This window comes from Pseudomonas sp. 18.1.10 (assembly GCF_024655625.1).
Classification (GTDB): domain Bacteria; phylum Pseudomonadota; class Gammaproteobacteria; order Pseudomonadales; family Pseudomonadaceae; genus Aquipseudomonas.
Map to the genome: position 1 here is coordinate 33,273 of NZ_JANLGL010000022.1, position 15,620 is coordinate 48,892.

Annotated in this window: 13 protein-coding genes; 12 read left to right on the forward strand and 1 reads right to left on the reverse strand. The window is 62.1% G+C overall.

The window, feature by feature from the left end; translation table 11 throughout:
• Positions 1-11 precede the first annotated feature (11 nt).
• Positions 12-2,048, reverse strand: coding sequence for a TonB-dependent receptor (locus NUV89_RS06295; protein WP_257780652.1), 2,037 nt, complete (start codon positions 2,046-2,048; stop codon positions 12-14).
• A 182-nt stretch (positions 2,049-2,230) separates the two neighbouring features.
• Between NUV89_RS06295 and NUV89_RS06300 the strand changes: the two genes are divergently transcribed.
• The 12 genes from NUV89_RS06300 (at position 2,231) to NUV89_RS06355 (ending at position 15,524) form a co-directional block, all read left to right on the forward strand.
• Positions 2,231-3,169: an AraC family transcriptional regulator gene (locus NUV89_RS06300; protein ID WP_257780653.1), complete on the forward strand. Its 939-nt coding sequence runs from the start codon at positions 2,231-2,233 to the stop codon at positions 3,167-3,169.
• A 414-nt stretch (positions 3,170-3,583) separates the two neighbouring features.
• Positions 3,584-4,432, forward strand: coding sequence for a glycine betaine ABC transporter substrate-binding protein (locus NUV89_RS06305; protein ID WP_257780654.1), 849 nt, complete (start codon positions 3,584-3,586; stop codon positions 4,430-4,432).
• Positions 4,433-4,521: 89 nt separating this feature from the next.
• Positions 4,522-5,634 carry a glycine betaine/L-proline ABC transporter ATP-binding protein gene (locus NUV89_RS06310; protein WP_257780655.1) on the forward strand — a complete coding sequence of 371 codons (1,113 nt, stop codon included), beginning with the start codon at positions 4,522-4,524 and terminating at the stop codon, positions 5,632-5,634.
• Positions 5,631-6,479: a proline/glycine betaine ABC transporter permease gene (locus NUV89_RS06315; protein ID WP_257780656.1), complete on the forward strand. Its 849-nt coding sequence runs from the start codon at positions 5,631-5,633 to the stop codon at positions 6,477-6,479. The genes NUV89_RS06310 and NUV89_RS06315 overlap by 4 nt, the downstream gene beginning before the upstream one ends.
• Positions 6,476-7,321 carry a proline/glycine betaine ABC transporter permease gene (locus tag NUV89_RS06320; RefSeq protein ID WP_257780657.1) on the forward strand — a complete coding sequence of 282 codons (846 nt, stop codon included), beginning with the start codon at positions 6,476-6,478 and terminating at the stop codon, positions 7,319-7,321. Before NUV89_RS06315 ends, NUV89_RS06320 begins: the two co-directional genes overlap by 4 nt.
• Position 7,322: 1 nt before the next feature.
• The gene (locus NUV89_RS06325; protein WP_257780658.1) at positions 7,323-8,336 is read left to right on the forward strand and encodes a GlxA family transcriptional regulator; all 1,014 of its coding nucleotides are present in this window, start codon (positions 7,323-7,325) and stop codon (positions 8,334-8,336) included.
• 139 nt (positions 8,337-8,475) lie between these two features.
• A complete protein-coding gene (locus NUV89_RS06330; protein ID WP_017737452.1) occupies positions 8,476-9,198 on the forward strand; it encodes a GntR family transcriptional regulator in 723 nt (240 codons plus the stop codon).
• An 83-nt stretch (positions 9,199-9,281) separates the two neighbouring features.
• The gene (locus NUV89_RS06335) at positions 9,282-10,601 is read left to right on the forward strand and encodes an FAD-binding oxidoreductase (protein WP_257780659.1); all 1,320 of its coding nucleotides are present in this window, start codon (positions 9,282-9,284) and stop codon (positions 10,599-10,601) included.
• A 162-nt stretch (positions 10,602-10,763) separates the two neighbouring features.
• Positions 10,764-12,095 (forward strand): MFS transporter, encoded by a 1,332-nt coding sequence (locus tag NUV89_RS06340; protein ID WP_257780660.1) that lies wholly within the window; start codon positions 10,764-10,766, stop codon positions 12,093-12,095.
• Between the two features lie 38 nt (positions 12,096-12,133).
• Positions 12,134-13,036, forward strand: coding sequence for a dihydrodipicolinate synthase family protein (locus NUV89_RS06345; RefSeq protein ID WP_257780661.1), 903 nt, complete (start codon positions 12,134-12,136; stop codon positions 13,034-13,036).
• Positions 13,036-14,532: an aldehyde dehydrogenase gene (locus tag NUV89_RS06350; protein ID WP_257780662.1), complete on the forward strand. Its 1,497-nt coding sequence runs from the start codon at positions 13,036-13,038 to the stop codon at positions 14,530-14,532. Before NUV89_RS06345 ends, NUV89_RS06350 begins: the two co-directional genes overlap by 1 nt.
• Positions 14,533-14,648: 116 nt before the next feature.
• On the forward strand, positions 14,649-15,524 hold the full coding sequence (locus NUV89_RS06355; RefSeq protein ID WP_257780663.1) for a DMT family transporter: 876 nt from the start codon (positions 14,649-14,651) through the stop codon (positions 15,522-15,524).
• The last annotated feature ends 96 nt before the right edge of the window (positions 15,525-15,620 follow it).

Consider the following 15,620-nt stretch of genomic DNA (forward strand, 5'->3'; position numbering starts at 1 on the left):
CCCCGGTTTGTTCAGAACTGATAGGTGTAGCCGACGCCCAGGGTGCGGCGTTGTGCCGGGGCGCCATAGGCCACCGGGTCGCTGTAGAAACCGTAGGTGTCGTAGGTCTGGTTCAGCAGGTTGTCGGCGAAGGCATACACCTCGCCGAAGCGGCTTTCGAGGCCGGCGCGCAGGTCGAGTTTCTCGTAGTTGTCCAGGTTGAAATGGTTCTGCGGATCGGCCGCGCGTTCGCCCACCAGGTGGTAGTTGAGGCTGGTGTTCAGGGTGGTGTCGCCCAGGCTGGCGACGCTACCCAACGGGTGTTTCCAACTGGCATTGACGTTACCGCTCCAGCGCGGCACGTCGGGGGTGCGGTTGCCGGCGTTGACGTCGCCGGCCTGGATGCCCAGCACCGCGCTGGTGATCTTGGCGTCGAGGTAGGTGGCGCTGGCGGCCAGGGTCAGGCCGTGGTCGAAGTGCCAACTGCCTTCGAGTTCGGCGCCGCGGGTGCGCGTGTCGGCGTTGAACGCGTTGGTGGCAAAGGTGGCGGCGTCGTAGCCGAGCAGGTGGTCGTCGTGGACGCGGGTGAAGAACAGCGCACCATTGAGGCTGCCACGGCGGTCGGCGGTCTCGCTCTTGAAGCCCAGCTCGGCGGTTTTGCTGACGGCGGCCTTGTAGGGTGCGCTGTCACTGACCTGCGAGGCGTAGTCATTGAAACCACCGGACTTATAGCCCCGCGCCAACTGCACATAGACATTGGTCTGCGGGCTGATGGCGTAGCTCAGGGCGGCACGGCCGGTGCCGTAGTGGTCGGTGAGTCTGCGCGAATCGTTGACCGCATCGCTGCCGGCGAAATACTGCCCGTCATAGGTCTTGCGGTCCCAGGAATGGCGGTAGCCGGTGGTCAATTTCAGGCGCTCGGTCAGCGGGAAGGTGGCTTCGCCGTAGCCCGCATAGGTGGTCGTGGTGAAATCGCGAAACTTCGCCCCGGAGGTGCCGTAGGTATTGCGCGGGGTGTCGTAGCTGCGTTCGTTGCGCGTGGCGGCGAGGCCGGTGACCCAGAACACGTTGGCGTCGGGCAGGGCGCTGAGGTGTACGTCCTGGCTCCAGCTGCGCTCGAAGGATTTATCCACTACCCAGAACTCGCTCGGGGTGCCGTAGAGAGCGCCCATCAGCTTGCTATCGTAGGCGATCAGGCCTTCGAAATCGGCGGTGCTGGTGGCGGTGGTGGAGGTCAGGCGACTGTTGGCGAAATCGTGATCGAGCTTGATCGCATAACGCTCGGTGGTCTTGTCGTTGTCATCGAACAGGCCGGGGCTGAGGTCCAGGCTCGGGTCGCCGCCGTAGGGGCGCAGCACCAGGGAGTTGGTCGCGCGTTTGGTCTTTTGTCGCTCGGCGCTGAACAGCACGTGGGTATCGTCGCTGACGTCCCACAGCAGGCTGCCACGGAAGGCTTCGTTACGCGGCTTGGTCAGGGGGTGGTTGTTCTGGTCGTTGTCGATCCAGCTGTCGTAGCCCGCGCTGCGCACGGCCAGGCGCCCGCTGAGTTGGTCACTGATCGGGCCGCCGATGGCGCCTTCGCTGAGGAACTGGCCTTGCTGGCCGACTTCGCCGCGCACATAACCTTGCAGTTCGCGGGTCGGCTGGCGGGTGGTGATGTTCACCGCTCCGGCCTGGCCGATGGCCCCGGACAGCGTGCCTTGCGGGCCCTTGAGCACTTCGATGCGCTCCACATCCAGCGTCTCGAACCCCAGGCTGCGCGACGACACCGGCACGCCATCGATGTTGAACGCGACGGAGCTGTCATCCATCGACATCTGGTACAGCGAACCCACGCCACGGATCAGCACGTTGAAGTCATTCGGCCCACCGGACGAGTTGACGCTGACCCCGGAAGTGTTGCGCAGGGCGCTTTCCAGGGTGTCCAGGCGTTGCACGCGCAACTGTTCGCCGCTGACCACGCTGAGGCTGATGGGCACTTCCTTGGGGTCTTCCTGGGTCATGCGGGCGGTGACGGTAGAGGCGGGTAGTTGCAGCGCATCGGCGTAGGCGTAATGACAGAGTGCCAAACTGATGGCTATTGTTATAGTGTAACTACTTTGCGTGAGTCGGCGAGTCGACATGATGGGGCCTTGGCTGAGGGATTTTGAGGGTCGCGATAACGGCCAAGATGCTAGTGATTATCAATTGCGCGACTCTACCCCGATGTGGTCTGATTCGAGCCGTATCCGGTCAGCAGGGAGATTCAACGATGTCAGCTGTTCAGGCGCCCACGCCGGTCTCGCAGATCATTGCCAACGGCTATCGCGGCGAATTCGGCCCCGGCAACCACTGCCGTGTCAGCCGCGTGACTTTGCACGGCGGGCTGGACCTCGTGCGCTGGCAAAGCACGTTTGCCCAGGCGGTGGAGCTGCCGTTGCAGGACGACAGCGAACGCATCCACTTCAGCTTCACCCACCGTCTCAAGGGCAAGGCCCATTGCAGCTTTCACGACGGCCGCCGGCACACACGCCATGCGATCAACGAAGGCGCCGGCAGCATCAGCTTCGGTCGCAGCCGCGAGGGCCTGTATCACCAGCAGGGTGAGATCGACAACATCACGGTGATGATAAACCCGCAGTTGCTGGCCCAATGGGACGTGGAGATCGATCCGACCCTGGGCAGTGCGCTGGCCTGTGACCATTGCTTCCTCGACGGCTACCGCAGCGGCGAAATGAGCGCCACCGCGCACCTGCTGTGCAACGCCATGGACCTGTCCCAGCCGCGCAGCAGCCTGTGGCTGTACGGCCAGAGCGTCACGTTGGTGAGCCTGTTCCTGCAAGCCCGGCGCAACCTCTCCTGCACCTGCCGCCTCAGCCCCCTCGACCGCCAACGCCTGCTGCGCGCCCGCGAGTATTTGCTCGCGGACCTGGGCAAGGCGCCCAGCCTGCCAGCGTTGGCGCGTGAGGCCGGGATGAGCCAGCCGAAGTTGACGCGGGGCTTTCGCCAGCTGTTTGCCAACAGCGTCTATGGCGTGTTCCAGCAAGCGCGTATGACCCAGGCGCGCAGTCGCTTGATGGAAGGTGAGGCGTCGGTGATGCGGGTGGCGTCGGACCTTGGCTATGCGAATGCCAGCCATTTTGCGACGGCGTTTCGCAAGCAGTTCGGGATCAACCCGTCGAGTTTCAAGGCCGGTGCGGGTCACGATTGACCTGTCAGCTGCAAAAACCGCCACTCGTACGAGTGGCTTTTTTTTGCCTGGGATGATCGTTCCCACGCGGAGCGTGGGAACGATCAGTTAACCGGCGCGGCGTTTTCAGCCACTTTTACCGGCAAGACAGCATCCCAAAAACGACCCACGACTTTCCTGGGAGCGACCTGTCGGTTTTTTAACGCCTATGGTTAAGCATTTGAATTTAAAAGAAAAAATATAATATCAATTGTGTTTTGTCTGAATTCTATATGTATACAGAGAAAATACATCCTATTGACCGACCCTTTTGCCCATGCCAGTCTGGCTTCACCCAGCCGCCTTTGCGGTGCCGAATTTCCTTGTTGTCCCATCACATCGACCTCCATCCCTGGAGGTTTGAAACTATAACTACAACGTAGATCGAGGCATGCCATGAAGACATTTTGGAAAACCGTTTGTGCGGTTGCGTTAGTGGGGCTGGTGACACTTCCGGTGCAGGCCGAAGAAAAAACCATCACTGTCGGCACCATGTCCTGGGAAGACCTGACGCCCATTACCGGCATTACCAGGAAGGTCCTGGAAAACGCCGGCTACACCGTCAAGGTGGTCGAGTTCTCCGAGGTCGGCATTGCGTACGCGGCGTTGACCAAGGGCGATGTGCAAGTCCTGGCGTCGCAGACCGACTACGCCACCCAGGATTACTGGAACAAGAACAAGAATCGCCTGGAAAAACTCTCGCCGGTTTCCTACGGCCTGTACCAGGCCATCGCCGTGCCGAAGTACGTCGATATCGACTCGCTGGAACAACTCAACGACAACGCCGACAAGTTCAGCGGCAAGATCATCGGCATCGAGCCGGGTTCGGGCTTGATGAGCGATGCCAACAAAGCGGTGAAGGACTACGGCTTCAAGCTGCAACTGCTCGAAGGCAGTACCGCCGCGATGACCGCTGCCCTCAAGTCCGCCGTTGACCGTAAAGAGTGGGTCGCCGTGACCATCTGGGAACCGTCGTGGATGGCGCAGAAGTTCGACCTCAAGTTCCTCAAGGATCCAAAGGGCTCCTTCGCCCCGCCACAAGCCTACTACTGGATCGGCCACAAAGGCTTCGCCGCCGAAAACCCCCATGCCCGTGAAGTCATCGCCAGCGTGTACGTGCCCCTGGCCGACATCACCGCGATCAACGGTGCGGTCAAGGATGGCCAGACCATGGACCAGGCCGTCACCGCCTGGGCCGACAACCACGCCGACCTGATGAAGCGCTGGGCCAATATCAAACAATAACCTTCGCTGCATGTTTGCCACTGCCAGGTACGGACAACGCGTTCTGATCCATTAGAAAAACCAGCCCGACTGGTTCAATAGGCTTAGCAATGACAACGGTCAAAATAGACACCAACGAAGTGCTTGTGGATTGCCAGTCGGTCTGGAAAATCTTTGGTCAGAATGCCAAGGCGGCGATGGACGCGGTCGTCCACAAGGGTCTTGGCAAAACCCAGGTCTTGCAGGATTTCAGCTGCGTGGTCGGGGTGGCGGATGTGAGCCTGCAGGTTCGCCGTGGTGAGATTTTTTGCATCATGGGGTTGTCCGGCAGCGGCAAATCGACCCTGATCCGCTTGCTCAACAAATTGATCACCCCCAGCGCCGGCAAGGTGCTGGTCAAGGGCCAGGACTTGTCCGCGTTGTCGCCCGCGCAACTGCGCGACGTGCGCGCCAAGAACATCGGCATGGTGTTCCAGAGCGTGGCGCTGCTGCCCAACCGTACCGTGCTGGAAAACACCGCGTTCGGCCTGGAAGTGCAGGGCGTCGGCAAGGCCGAGCGCTACAAGGTGGCGGAACGGGCGCTGGCCAAGGTCGGGCTGACCGACTGGGCCGCGCGCTACCCCAGCGAACTCTCGGGCGGTATGCAACAGCGTGTCGGCCTGGCGCGGGCGTTGACCGCCGACCCGGAGATTATCCTGATGGACGAGCCGTTCAGCGCGCTCGACCCGTTGATCCGTCGCCAGTTGCAAGACGAATTCCGCCAGCTCACCAAAGAGCTGGGCAAGTCCGCCGTGTTTATCACCCACGACCTGGAAGAGGCGATCCGCATCGGTGATCGCATCGCCATCATGAAGGACGGGGTGATTATCCAGGTCGGCACCGCCGAAGACATCGTGCTGAACCCGGCCGACGACTATGTCGCCGAATTCGTCGCGGGCATCTCGCGCTTGCATCTGGTCAAGGCCCACTCGGTGATGACGCCCATCGCGGCGTATCGCCAGGCCTTCCCACGGTGTGATTTTTCGCGGTTGCCGCAGACCTCGCCCGACACCGATATCGACGCCTTGATCGGCCTGACCATCGGCGCCGACCTGGAACCGCTGGCGGTGGTCGAGCACGGCGTGGTGGTCGGCATTATCACGGCCAAGGATCTGCTGCGTGGCGTGCAAGGCATTCCCAACGACGCCCACGCCGTGGCGCCGGTGCTGGAGACCACGCCATGACGACCCCGGATTTTTCCGCCCAGTTCGACGCTGCCGTGGACGCGGGCCTGATGTGGTTGCAGGACAACGGCGAGTTCTTCTTTGACGCCGTCAACACCGCGCTGAACGGCGTGTTCAAGGGCGTGCTGTGGTGCCTCGCCGCGCCGCCGTTCTATGTGATCGCCCTGGTGATCGGCCTGTTGGGCTGGCGCATGGTGGGGCTGCGGTTTGCCGTGTTGGCGGCGCTGGCATTGCTGGTGTGCAGCTTTATCGGCCTGTGGCCCGAGACCGTCAGCACCCTCGCGCTGGTGCTCACAGCGACGTTGCTGGCCCTGCTGGTGGCGGTGCCGTTGGGCGTGTTGGCCGGGCTGGCGCCGGCGTTCGACCGCGTGGTCGACCCTTGCCTGGACCTGGTGCAAACCCTGCCGCCGTACATCTACCTGCTGCCGGCCATCGCCTTGCTCGGCTACGGCCCGGCGACGGCGTTGCTGGCGACCTTTATTGTCGCCGTGCCACCGGCGTTGCGCCTTACCTCGCTGGGCATCCGCATGACGCCCAAGGAGTTCGTCGAACTGGGCGATGCCAGCGGCGTCACCGGCCTGCAGATGTTCTTCAAGATCCGCTTGCCGTTCGCCATGCCGAGCATTATGGCGGGGGTGAACCAAAGCCTGATGATGGCGTTCGGCATGGTGGTGATCGCCGGGATCGTCGGTTCCGGCGGGCTGGGTGAAGCCATCTACGGCGCGGTGCGCACCCTGGACATTGCCAAGTCGATCAACGCCGCGCTGGCCATCGTCATCCTCACGATGATCCTCGACCGCCTTGCCCAAAGCGCCGCTGAATCGCGCACCGGAGCCAGCCAATGAACCTGACGGACTTTCGTTTCTCCCCCGGTGCCTTCCTGGCGCCGGCCATTGATTGGCTGAATGCCAACCTGCACGGTGTGTTCGTGTTGATTAGCAAGATCATCGAAGCCACCCTCGGCGCTATCGAGACCACGCTGCTCGCGCCCCACGCCTATGTGCTGATTGCCATCGTGGTGCTGTTGGCGTGGGTACTGGCCAACTGGCGCGTCGCGGTGTTTGCCGGGCTGATGTTGGCGTTCTGCTTGTTTGCCGGGCTGTGGGTGGCGTCGATGCAGACCATCGCACTGGTCTCGGTGGCGGTGTTGATCTCGGTCAGCGTGGCGTTCCCGCTGGGCATCCTGGCGGCGCGGGTCAAGCGCGTGGATGCGACGCTGTTGCCGATCCTCAACATCATGCAAACCGTGCCGCCGTGGGTGTACCTGATCCCGGCGGTGATGCTGTTCAGCCTGGGCCGCGTGCCGGCGATTATCGCCACCATTGTTTATGGCATCCCGCCGATGCTGCGCCTGACCACCCTGGCGTTCAAGCAACTGCCCAAGGACTTGCTGGAGTTGGGCCAGGCCATGGGCGCTTCACCGCGGCACATCCTGTTCAAGATCGAATTGCCTACGGCCGCTCCGACGCTGCTGGTGGGGCTGAACCAATGCATCCTGCTGTCGCTGGCGATGGTGGTGCTGGCGGGCTTGGTCGGCGCCGGTGGCCTGGGCGCCGAAGTGACGCGCGGCCTGACCCGCATGGAAATGGGCCTGGGCCTGCGTGCCGGGCTGGCGATTGTCGCGGTGGCGCTGTTGCTCGATCGCTTGTCACGCGGCGCCTTGCAGCGCCAGGCACGGCGGACGTGACGTGGTAGCGCGACGCCAATTCAGCGATGTCATGCAGTGCAAGAACCTGCGTTATCTCAACGATCACCCCGGCCAGGAGGTGCGCCGGGCGCGCGCCGGGTTTTTGCTGCTGGAGCATTTTTCGCTGCCGGCCTTTACCCAGGCGCTGGACACGATCGTCACCGCCAACCTGATCCGGCCCGAGTCGTTTGCCACGCAAACCTTTGGCCTGGCGTTTGATGAAGTGGTCAGCGACCTGGGCCTGGTGATCCGGCCCGATGCGCGCCTGAACCTGGATGCGGTGCTGCAACTTGACGTGCTGGTGATCTGCGGTGGTTACCGCACGCCGCTGCGCTACAACGATGAGCTGAGCCTGTTGTTGGGCGCAGCGGCGGAGCAGGGCGTTGCCTTGGCGGGCATCTGGAACGGTGCCTGGTTTCTCGGCCGGGCCGGGGTGCTGGAGGGCTATCGCTGCGCGATTCACCCCGAGCACCGCCCGGCGCTGGCGGAGATTGCGCGGCTCAGTCATGTCACCAGTGAAGCCTATGTGGTGGATCGCAATCGCCTCACGGCGTCGAGTCCGACTGGCGCCTTTTATATGGCGCTGGAGTGGATCCGCAGCCTGCACGGCAAGACCCTCACCGATGGCATCGAGGACATCCTCGCGTTCGAAGCCTCGCGTTTTCGGCGGGTCAAGCCGCTGTTGAGCGTCTCGGTCAGCGGACCGTTGCGTGAGGTCATCAACCTGATGGACGTGAACCTCGAAGAGCCGCTGCAAATGGAAGACCTGTGCCTGTATGCCGGCCGCTCGCGACGGCAGATCGAGCGGCTGTTCAAGGAGCAACTGGGCACCTCGCCGCAGCGCTATTACATGGATCTGCGGATTACAGAGGCGCGACGTTTGTTGCAGCACACCTCGCTGACCATCGTCGAGGTCTCGGTGGCCTGTGGGTTTGTCTCGCCCAGCCATTTCAGCAAGTGCTACAGCGCTTATTTCGGGCATCGTCCGTCCAAGGAAATTCGCCTCGTCAAATAGCCGGTAAAGCCCACAGGCACAGGGCTATCGACGATGTTTTTGCTGTGTATATTAATTGTAGACAATTAGAATATTGTTGTTTTATAGTGCGAATACAGGTAGTAGACCGTGTGCACTTACTACTTAGGAAGGTTTCACCATGGCTACCAAAGAACTCACTACGCCGGCTCCGGTCGAGCCCAGCATTGACCGCAAGGCGGTATTGGGTGAGGCGCTGCGCCGCCGCATCCTCAGCATGGAACTGGCACCGGGTGCCGTGGTGGACGAGTTGGCGCTGTGTGATGAGTTCGGTTTGTCGCGCCCACCGGTGCGGGAACTGATGCGGCAAATGGCGGCGGAAGGGTACATCGACCTGGAAGCTAACCGCGCCGCGCGGGTATCGGCGATGAGTTACCAGTCGCTGCGCAGTTTTTTCCTCGCGGCGCCGCTGATTTACATCGCGACGACGCAACTGGCCTGTTCCCACGCAACCCCGGCCGAAGTGGTGGAGTTGAAGCGCATCCAGGCGCTGTTCCGCACCGCCATCGAGGAAAAGGATGTGGAGAACCGGGTGTTGTACAACGACGAGTTCCACCTGCAGATCGGCAAGATGGCCCACAACGCCTACCTGATGCCGAGCTTGCAGCGCTTGCTGATCGACCACGCCCGTCTGGGCAAGATCTTCTACCGCCACCCGACCACGGTGGACATGCAGGAAGACCTGGAAGTGGCCGCCCAGCAGCATGACGACATGATCCGCGCAATCGAACACCACGATCCGGTCTTGGCCGGGGAAATCGTGAAGGCCCACCTCGAACTGTCCCGTCGGCGGATGTCCGAGTACGCGGCGCCCGAAGGCCTGGATGTAGCGCTTACGCTTTGACCTTGTGATGCAGGCCGAAGTGACGCGATGCAGACGGGTAGCTGTTAGCTCTAACAACTATAAAAGAACCCAGGTCGCGAATAATGGCACTCATCAGAAACACCCCGGCAGACGATTCAACCTGTGGCTGGTTCCACCTGAGCCCGCCGCGCGTGGCGCGGCCGCGTCATAGCGGTATCAGCGCCGCGCGCTGGGCCGTGGTTGGCGCGGGGTTCACCGGCCTTGCGGCGGCGCGCCAACTGGCGCTGAATTTCCCGGATGACGAGATCGTGTTGATCGAAGCCCAGGAAGTCGGCTACGGCGCCTCCGGGCGCAACGCAGGCTTTGCCATCGACTTGCCCCACGACATCGGCGCCGAAGACTATATCGGCGACATCGCCACCGCCAGGATCAGCATGGAACTCAACCTCGCCGGGCAATCCATGCTGCGCGCGCTGGTCGAGCAGCACAGCATCGACTGCCAGTGGCGCGATTGCGGCAAGTACCAGGCCGCCATCGAAGACCGTGGCATTGCCGTGCTGGACGCCTACCGCCGTGGCCTCGACAAGCTCGGCCAGGCCTACCAGGTGATCGACGCCGCTGACTTGCCCAGCCGTATCGGCACCGATTTCTATCGCAAGGCACTGTTCACCCCGGGCACCGCGCTGGTGCAACCGGCGGCGCTGGTCAAAGGCCTGGCAGACACCTTGCCCGCCAACGTCACCCTCTACGAAAACACCCCGATCACCGCCGTCGAGTACGGCGAAAAAACCGTACTGATCCACAAACACGGCCGTATCATCGCCGACAAACTGCTGCTCACCAACAACGCCTTCGCCATGAGCTTCGGCTTCCTCAAAAGCCGCATGCTGCCGATCTTCACCTACGCCAGCCTGACCCGGCCACTGAGCGAAGAAGAACAGGCGCGCCTGGGCGGCGACCCGTTCTGGGGCGTGATCCCCGCCGACCCGTTCGGCACCACCCTGCGCCGCACCGTCGACAATCGTCTGCTGGTGCGCAACAGCTTCAGCTACAACGCCGACGGGCGCAGCAACCCCAAATACCTGCAACGCTTTGTGAAACGCCACAAAGAATCCTTCGACCGGCGCTTCCCGCTGCACCGCGACGTCACCTTCGACTACACCTGGGGCGGCTCCCTCAGCCTGTCGCGCAACCACATGGCGCACTTCGGCGAGCTGGCCAAAAACGTCTACGGCGCCCTGTGCTGCAACGGCCTGGGCGTGACTCGCGGCACCGTCACCGGCACCTTGCTGGCCGAGTGGCTGGCGGGCAAAAGCAATCACCTGGTGGACTTCCTGTTGACGTCCCCGGGCCCCAGCAGAAACCCACCGGAGCCGCTGTTATCAGCGGGTGTAAACATGAACTTGTTATGGGGACAAAGCCGCGCCGGCCAGGAAAGCTGATTCGCACCATCATCAACACGTAATACCGAACTTAATCTATTGATTGGACAACAGCAGGCGTTTTTAGCGACTGCGGTTTCTGATTGAGACGGCTTTCATTCGCCTGGATTTCAAGTGTGCGTTGTACCCCGGCGAATGAACGAAGCGAAGTAGGAGATAATAATGACAAGTCCGAATGCCTCAGTTGAGGATGTACCTCTTAATAACTTTCACCGTGTACTTACGGCCCGTTCGGGTGGGGGTTCATTTGTTGATGGTTATGTTTTAAGCATTATCGGCATTGCCATGTTGCAGATCACCGATGCCTTGCAACTGACCGAGTTCTGGCAGGGTTTGATTGCCGCATCGGCCTTGATTGGCGTGTTCTTTGGCGGTTTTATCGGCGGTTGGTTGACCGATAAGCTGGGGCGCAAGAAAGTCTATTTCATTGGCCCATCGTTATTTATTGTGTGTTCCCTGGCGCAGTTCTGGGTTGAATCGGCGTGGCTCTTGTTTGCCCTGCGTTTCATCATCGGCCTGGCCGTGGGCATTGAATACCCGGTGGCCACTTCCTTGTTGGTGGAGTTCCTGCCGAAGAAACAACGCGGGCCACGGCTCGCCGCGCTGACCATCCTGTGGTTTGCCGGTGCCGCGTTTGCCTATGTGGTCGGCAACGCCATCCTCAACACCGGCGCCGACGATGCCTGGCGCTATGCGCTGGCCAGTGCGGCGGTGATCGGCCTGGTGCTGTTCGTGCTGCGCCTGGGCACCCCGGAATCGGCGCGCTGGTTGCTCAGCAAAGGCCGCGACGCCGAGGCCGAACAGGTCATCAAGCGTGTCTACGGCCCGCACTATTCGCTGCGCGACCTGCCGGAGCAGCCGGACGAACGCAAGATGACCTTCCGCGACCTGCTGCGCTCGGGTTACGGCCAGCGCCTGTTCTTTGTCTCGGTGTTCTGGTCGTGCTCGATCATCCCCGTGTTCGCCGTCTACGCCTTTGCCCCCAAAGTCTTGCAAGCCCTCAACCTGAAAGGCGAGTGGGCCTCCTACGGCTCGATGTTCATCACGCTGCTGTTTGTGGTCGGCTGCATCCTCGCCACCCGGCTTATCAACACCATCGGCCGGCGCAGCATGTTGATCCACAGCTTCCTCTGGTCGGGCCTGGCGCTGTTGCTGCTGGCAGCGTTCTCCAACAGCCATGAACTGCTGGTGTTGTGCCTGTTCGGCGCCTACGCCGTGTTTATCGGCGGCGCCCAGGTGCTGCAACTGGTGTACCCGAATGAATTGTTCCCCACCGAAATCCGCGCCTTTGCCGTCGGCATCGGCACCTCGTTGTCGCGGGTTGGCGCCGCCGTGGGCACCTACCTGGTGCCGTTGTCGCTGACCTCGATTGGCATCGGCAACACCATGTACGTCGCCGCCGGCGTGACCTTTATCGGCCTGGCCGCCGCCTGGGCCATGGCCCCGGAAACACGCTCGTTGAACTTGCGGGACGCAGCGGCCTTGAGCAGCTGAGCAAAAAACACAGCCCTTTCACTGTTGGAGAAACACCCATGAAATTTGAAGGCATCTACACCCCGGCAATCACCCCATTGACCGCCACCGGCCAGATCGACAACGCAGCCTTCGCTGACGTGCTCGAATACCTGATCGAATCCAAGGTGCACGGCATCATCATCGGCGGCTCTACCGGCGAGTACTACGCGCACACCGCGCAAGAGCGCATCGACCTGGCGGCCCACGCCAAGGAAGTCATCGGCAACCGTGTCGCGCTGATCGTCGGTACTGGCGCCATTCGTACCGAAGATTCGGTGGAATACGCCAAGGCTGCCCGCGCCATCAAGGCCGACGCGATCCTCGTTGGTTCGCCGCCGTACGCGCTGCCCACCGAACAGGAAAACGCCATCCACGCCCTGGCCGTGGACCAGGCCGCCGGCCTGCCGATCATGCTTTACAACTACCCGGGCCGCATGAGCGTGAGCATGGGCGATGACTACTTCAAGGCCGTCAGCGCCTCGAAAAACGTCGTGGCGATCAAGGAAAGCTCGGGCGATATGGCCCAGGTCCACCGCCTTGCAACTCAGTACCCGCACATCGCGCTGTCCTGCGGCTGGGATGACCAGGCCTTGGAATTCTTCGCCTGGGGTGCGCGCAGCTGGGTGTGTGCCGGTTCCAACTTCGTGCCGCGCGAACACATCGCCCTGTACGAAGCCTGCGTGATCGAAAAAGACTTCGATAAAGGCCGCAAGATTATGAGCGCCTTCATGCCGCTGATGGACTTCCTCGAAGGCGGCAAATTCGTCCAGGCGATCAAGGCCGGTTGCGCCTTCAACGGCCTGCGCACCGGCAGCGTGCGTGCACCGCTGCAACCGCTGTTCGAAGACGAGAAGCAGGCACTGGAAACCGTCATCCAAAACCTCAAGCGTGACGTCGCACAAATCGTCGGAGGTGCATGATGACCCATCTGCTCAGCGCCGCCGAATACGCGGCCATCGCCCAGGACATCCAGTTCCCCACCACGTCCTTTATCAACGGCGCGCCCTACACCTCGGTGTCGGGCAACACCTTCACCACCACCAACCCGGCCACCGGTGAAGTTCTGGCGCAAATCACCGCGTGCAACAGCACCGACGTGGACGTCGCCGTGGCCTCGGCCAAGCAGGCCTTCGACGATGGCCGCTGGCACAAGCTCAGCCCCGGCACGCGCAAGAAAGTCCTGCTGCGTTTTGCCGACCTGCTGGAGCAACACTCCCACGAACTGTCCGTGCTCGAAAGCCTGGACAGCGGCAAGCCGGTGCGCGAGTGCCAACTGACCGACGTGCCGGAAACCATCCACATGATCCGCTGGCACGCCGAGCTGATCGACAAGATCTACGACAACACCGCGCCGGTGGGCCACGACGCCCTGACCCTGGTGGTGCGCGAAGCCATCGGCGTGGTCGGTCTGGTGCTGCCGTGGAACTTCCCGCTGCTGATGCTGGCCTGGAAAATCGCCCCGTCCCTGGCGGCCGGTTGCTCGATCATCGTCAAGCCGGCCAAGGAAACCACCTTGACCGCCCTGCGCGTGGCCGAACTGGCCTCCCAGGCGGGCGTGCCGGACGGCGTGTTCAACGTGGTCTCCGGTGGCGGTCGCGAAGTGGGCGAGCCGTTGGGGCGGCACATGGACGTGACCATGGTCAGCTTCACCGGCTCCACCGACACCGGTCGCCTGTTCCTGCACTATGCGGCCGAGTCCAACCTCAAGCGCATCGTCCTGGAACTGGGCGGCAAGAACCCCGCCGTGGTGATGAACGACGTTGCCGACCTCGATTTGGTGGCGGGGCATATCGTCAACGGTTCGTTCTGGAACATGGGCGAGAACTGTTCGGCCTCGTCGCGGTTGATCGTCCACGCCGACGTCAAGGATGAGCTGCTCAAGCGCATCGGCGTGCAATTGCAGGCCTGGAAGATGGGCAGCCCGCTGGACCCGGACAACCGCCTGGGCTCGATGGTCAGCCAGGCGCACTTCGACAAAGTCAGCTCGTACCTGGTGCAGGCCGACCACGAAAACCTGCGCGTGGTCTTCGGTGGCAAGACCAGAGACGGTATCTACGTGCAGCCCACCGTGGTCGACGGCGTCAGTGCCGATAGCCTGCTGTTCAAGGAAGAAATCTTCGGCCCGGTGCTGACCGTGACCACGTTCACCACCCTGGACGAAGCCATCGCCCTGGCCAACGACACCATCTACGGCCTGGCCGCGTCGGTGTACACCGACAACCTGCGCCATGCGATCAAGCTGTCCCGCGAGATCCGCGCCGGTATCGTCACCGTCAACTGCTTCGGCGAGGGCGATGCTTCAACGCCGTTCGGCGGCTACAAGCAGTCCGGCTTCGGCGGGCGTGACAAGTCGATCTGGGCCCACGACCAGTACACCGAAATCAAGACCATCTGGATCGACACGTCCGAAGGCTAAAAAAACCGGGCGCCTCTCTACAAAGCTCCACGCAAGCGGCGATTGAGGCGCCTCTCTTTCCACCGGGTCAACAATAAGAAGTCCACGGCCCAGCTCGTTTTCGCGAAGCTCTTTTCATGACTGCCTATCGTACTGCCCTTACTTCTGCCCATATCACTGCACTGCTGTTTGGCTTGACCGGTATTTTTGGTGCGCTGATCCACGCCAGCGCCAGTGTCATCACCTTTGGCCGCGCAGCGTTTGCGCTGCTGGCCCTGGCGGTGTTCGCCCACCTGCAAGACCGTGCGTTGCTGCGCGGCCTGAACCTCAGGAAACTGTCGATTTATGCCCTCTCGGGGCTGATGCTTGCCGCGCACTGGGTCACGTTCTTTATCGCGATCAAGGTCGGTGGCGTAGCGGTTGCCACCCTCGGCTTTGCCAGTTTCCCGGCCTTTATCACCCTGCTCGACATGGCGGTCTTCCGTGACCGGCCGCACCTGGCCGAGGCGCTGTTGCTGCTGCTGGTGACCCTGGGCCTGGTGTTGGTGACGCCGTCGTTCGAACTCGCCAACCAGGGCACCGTCGGCTTGCTGTGGGGCCTGGCCTCGGGGCTGTCGTTCGCCTTGCTGGCCATGACCAACCGCCGCGCCACTGACGGGCGCAATGGCGTGCAAGTGGTGTTCTGGCAGAACGCTACGGTGGCGGTAATCATGGCCCCGCTTGCGGTGTTTGACCTGGTGGACCTCGGCGCTGGCGACTGGGTCAACCTGGCTATCCTCGGCGTGCTGTGCACCGCCGTGTCTCAGGCCCTGTTCGTCAAAAGCCTCAAGGGCCTCAACGCCCGCAGCGCCGGCATGATTATCTCGCTGGAGCCGGTGTACGCCATCGCCTGCGCCTGGTGGTTGTTCCACGAAGCGCCCTCGTGGCGGATGCTCGCGGGTGCGGCGCTGATTGTGCTGGCGATTTTGATGTCGGCGCAGGGGGAGGGCAAACGCGTTGCGGTGACCGAGTGATGCGCCGGTGGTAGGTGGGTAGGTGATCAAAATGTGGGAGCGGGCTTGCTCGCGAATGCGGTCTGTCAGTCACAAATAGGCTGACTGATCCACCGC

Bases quoted from the DNA above. Each gene is read 5' to 3' on its own strand.
- NUV89_RS06300 (WP_257780653.1), top strand. From the start codon at position 2,231: ATGTCAGCTGTTCAGGCGCCCACGCCGGTCTCGCAGATCATTGCCAAC.
- NUV89_RS06305 (WP_257780654.1), top strand. From the start codon at position 3,584: ATGAAGACATTTTGGAAAACCGTTTGTGCGGTTGCGTTAGTGGGGCTG.
- NUV89_RS06310 (WP_257780655.1), top strand. From the start codon at position 4,522: ATGACAACGGTCAAAATAGACACCAACGAAGTGCTTGTGGATTGCCAG.
- NUV89_RS06315 (WP_257780656.1), top strand. From the start codon at position 5,631: ATGACGACCCCGGATTTTTCCGCCCAGTTCGACGCTGCCGTGGACGCG.
- NUV89_RS06320 (WP_257780657.1), top strand. From the start codon at position 6,476: ATGAACCTGACGGACTTTCGTTTCTCCCCCGGTGCCTTCCTGGCGCCG.
- NUV89_RS06330 (WP_017737452.1), top strand. From the start codon at position 8,476: ATGGCTACCAAAGAACTCACTACGCCGGCTCCGGTCGAGCCCAGCATT.
- NUV89_RS06335 (WP_257780659.1), top strand. From the start codon at position 9,282: ATGGCACTCATCAGAAACACCCCGGCAGACGATTCAACCTGTGGCTGG.
- NUV89_RS06340 (WP_257780660.1), top strand. From the start codon at position 10,764: ATGACAAGTCCGAATGCCTCAGTTGAGGATGTACCTCTTAATAACTTT.
- NUV89_RS06345 (WP_257780661.1), top strand. From the start codon at position 12,134: ATGAAATTTGAAGGCATCTACACCCCGGCAATCACCCCATTGACCGCC.
- NUV89_RS06350 (WP_257780662.1), top strand. From the start codon at position 13,036: ATGACCCATCTGCTCAGCGCCGCCGAATACGCGGCCATCGCCCAGGAC.
- NUV89_RS06355 (WP_257780663.1), top strand. From the start codon at position 14,649: ATGACTGCCTATCGTACTGCCCTTACTTCTGCCCATATCACTGCACTG.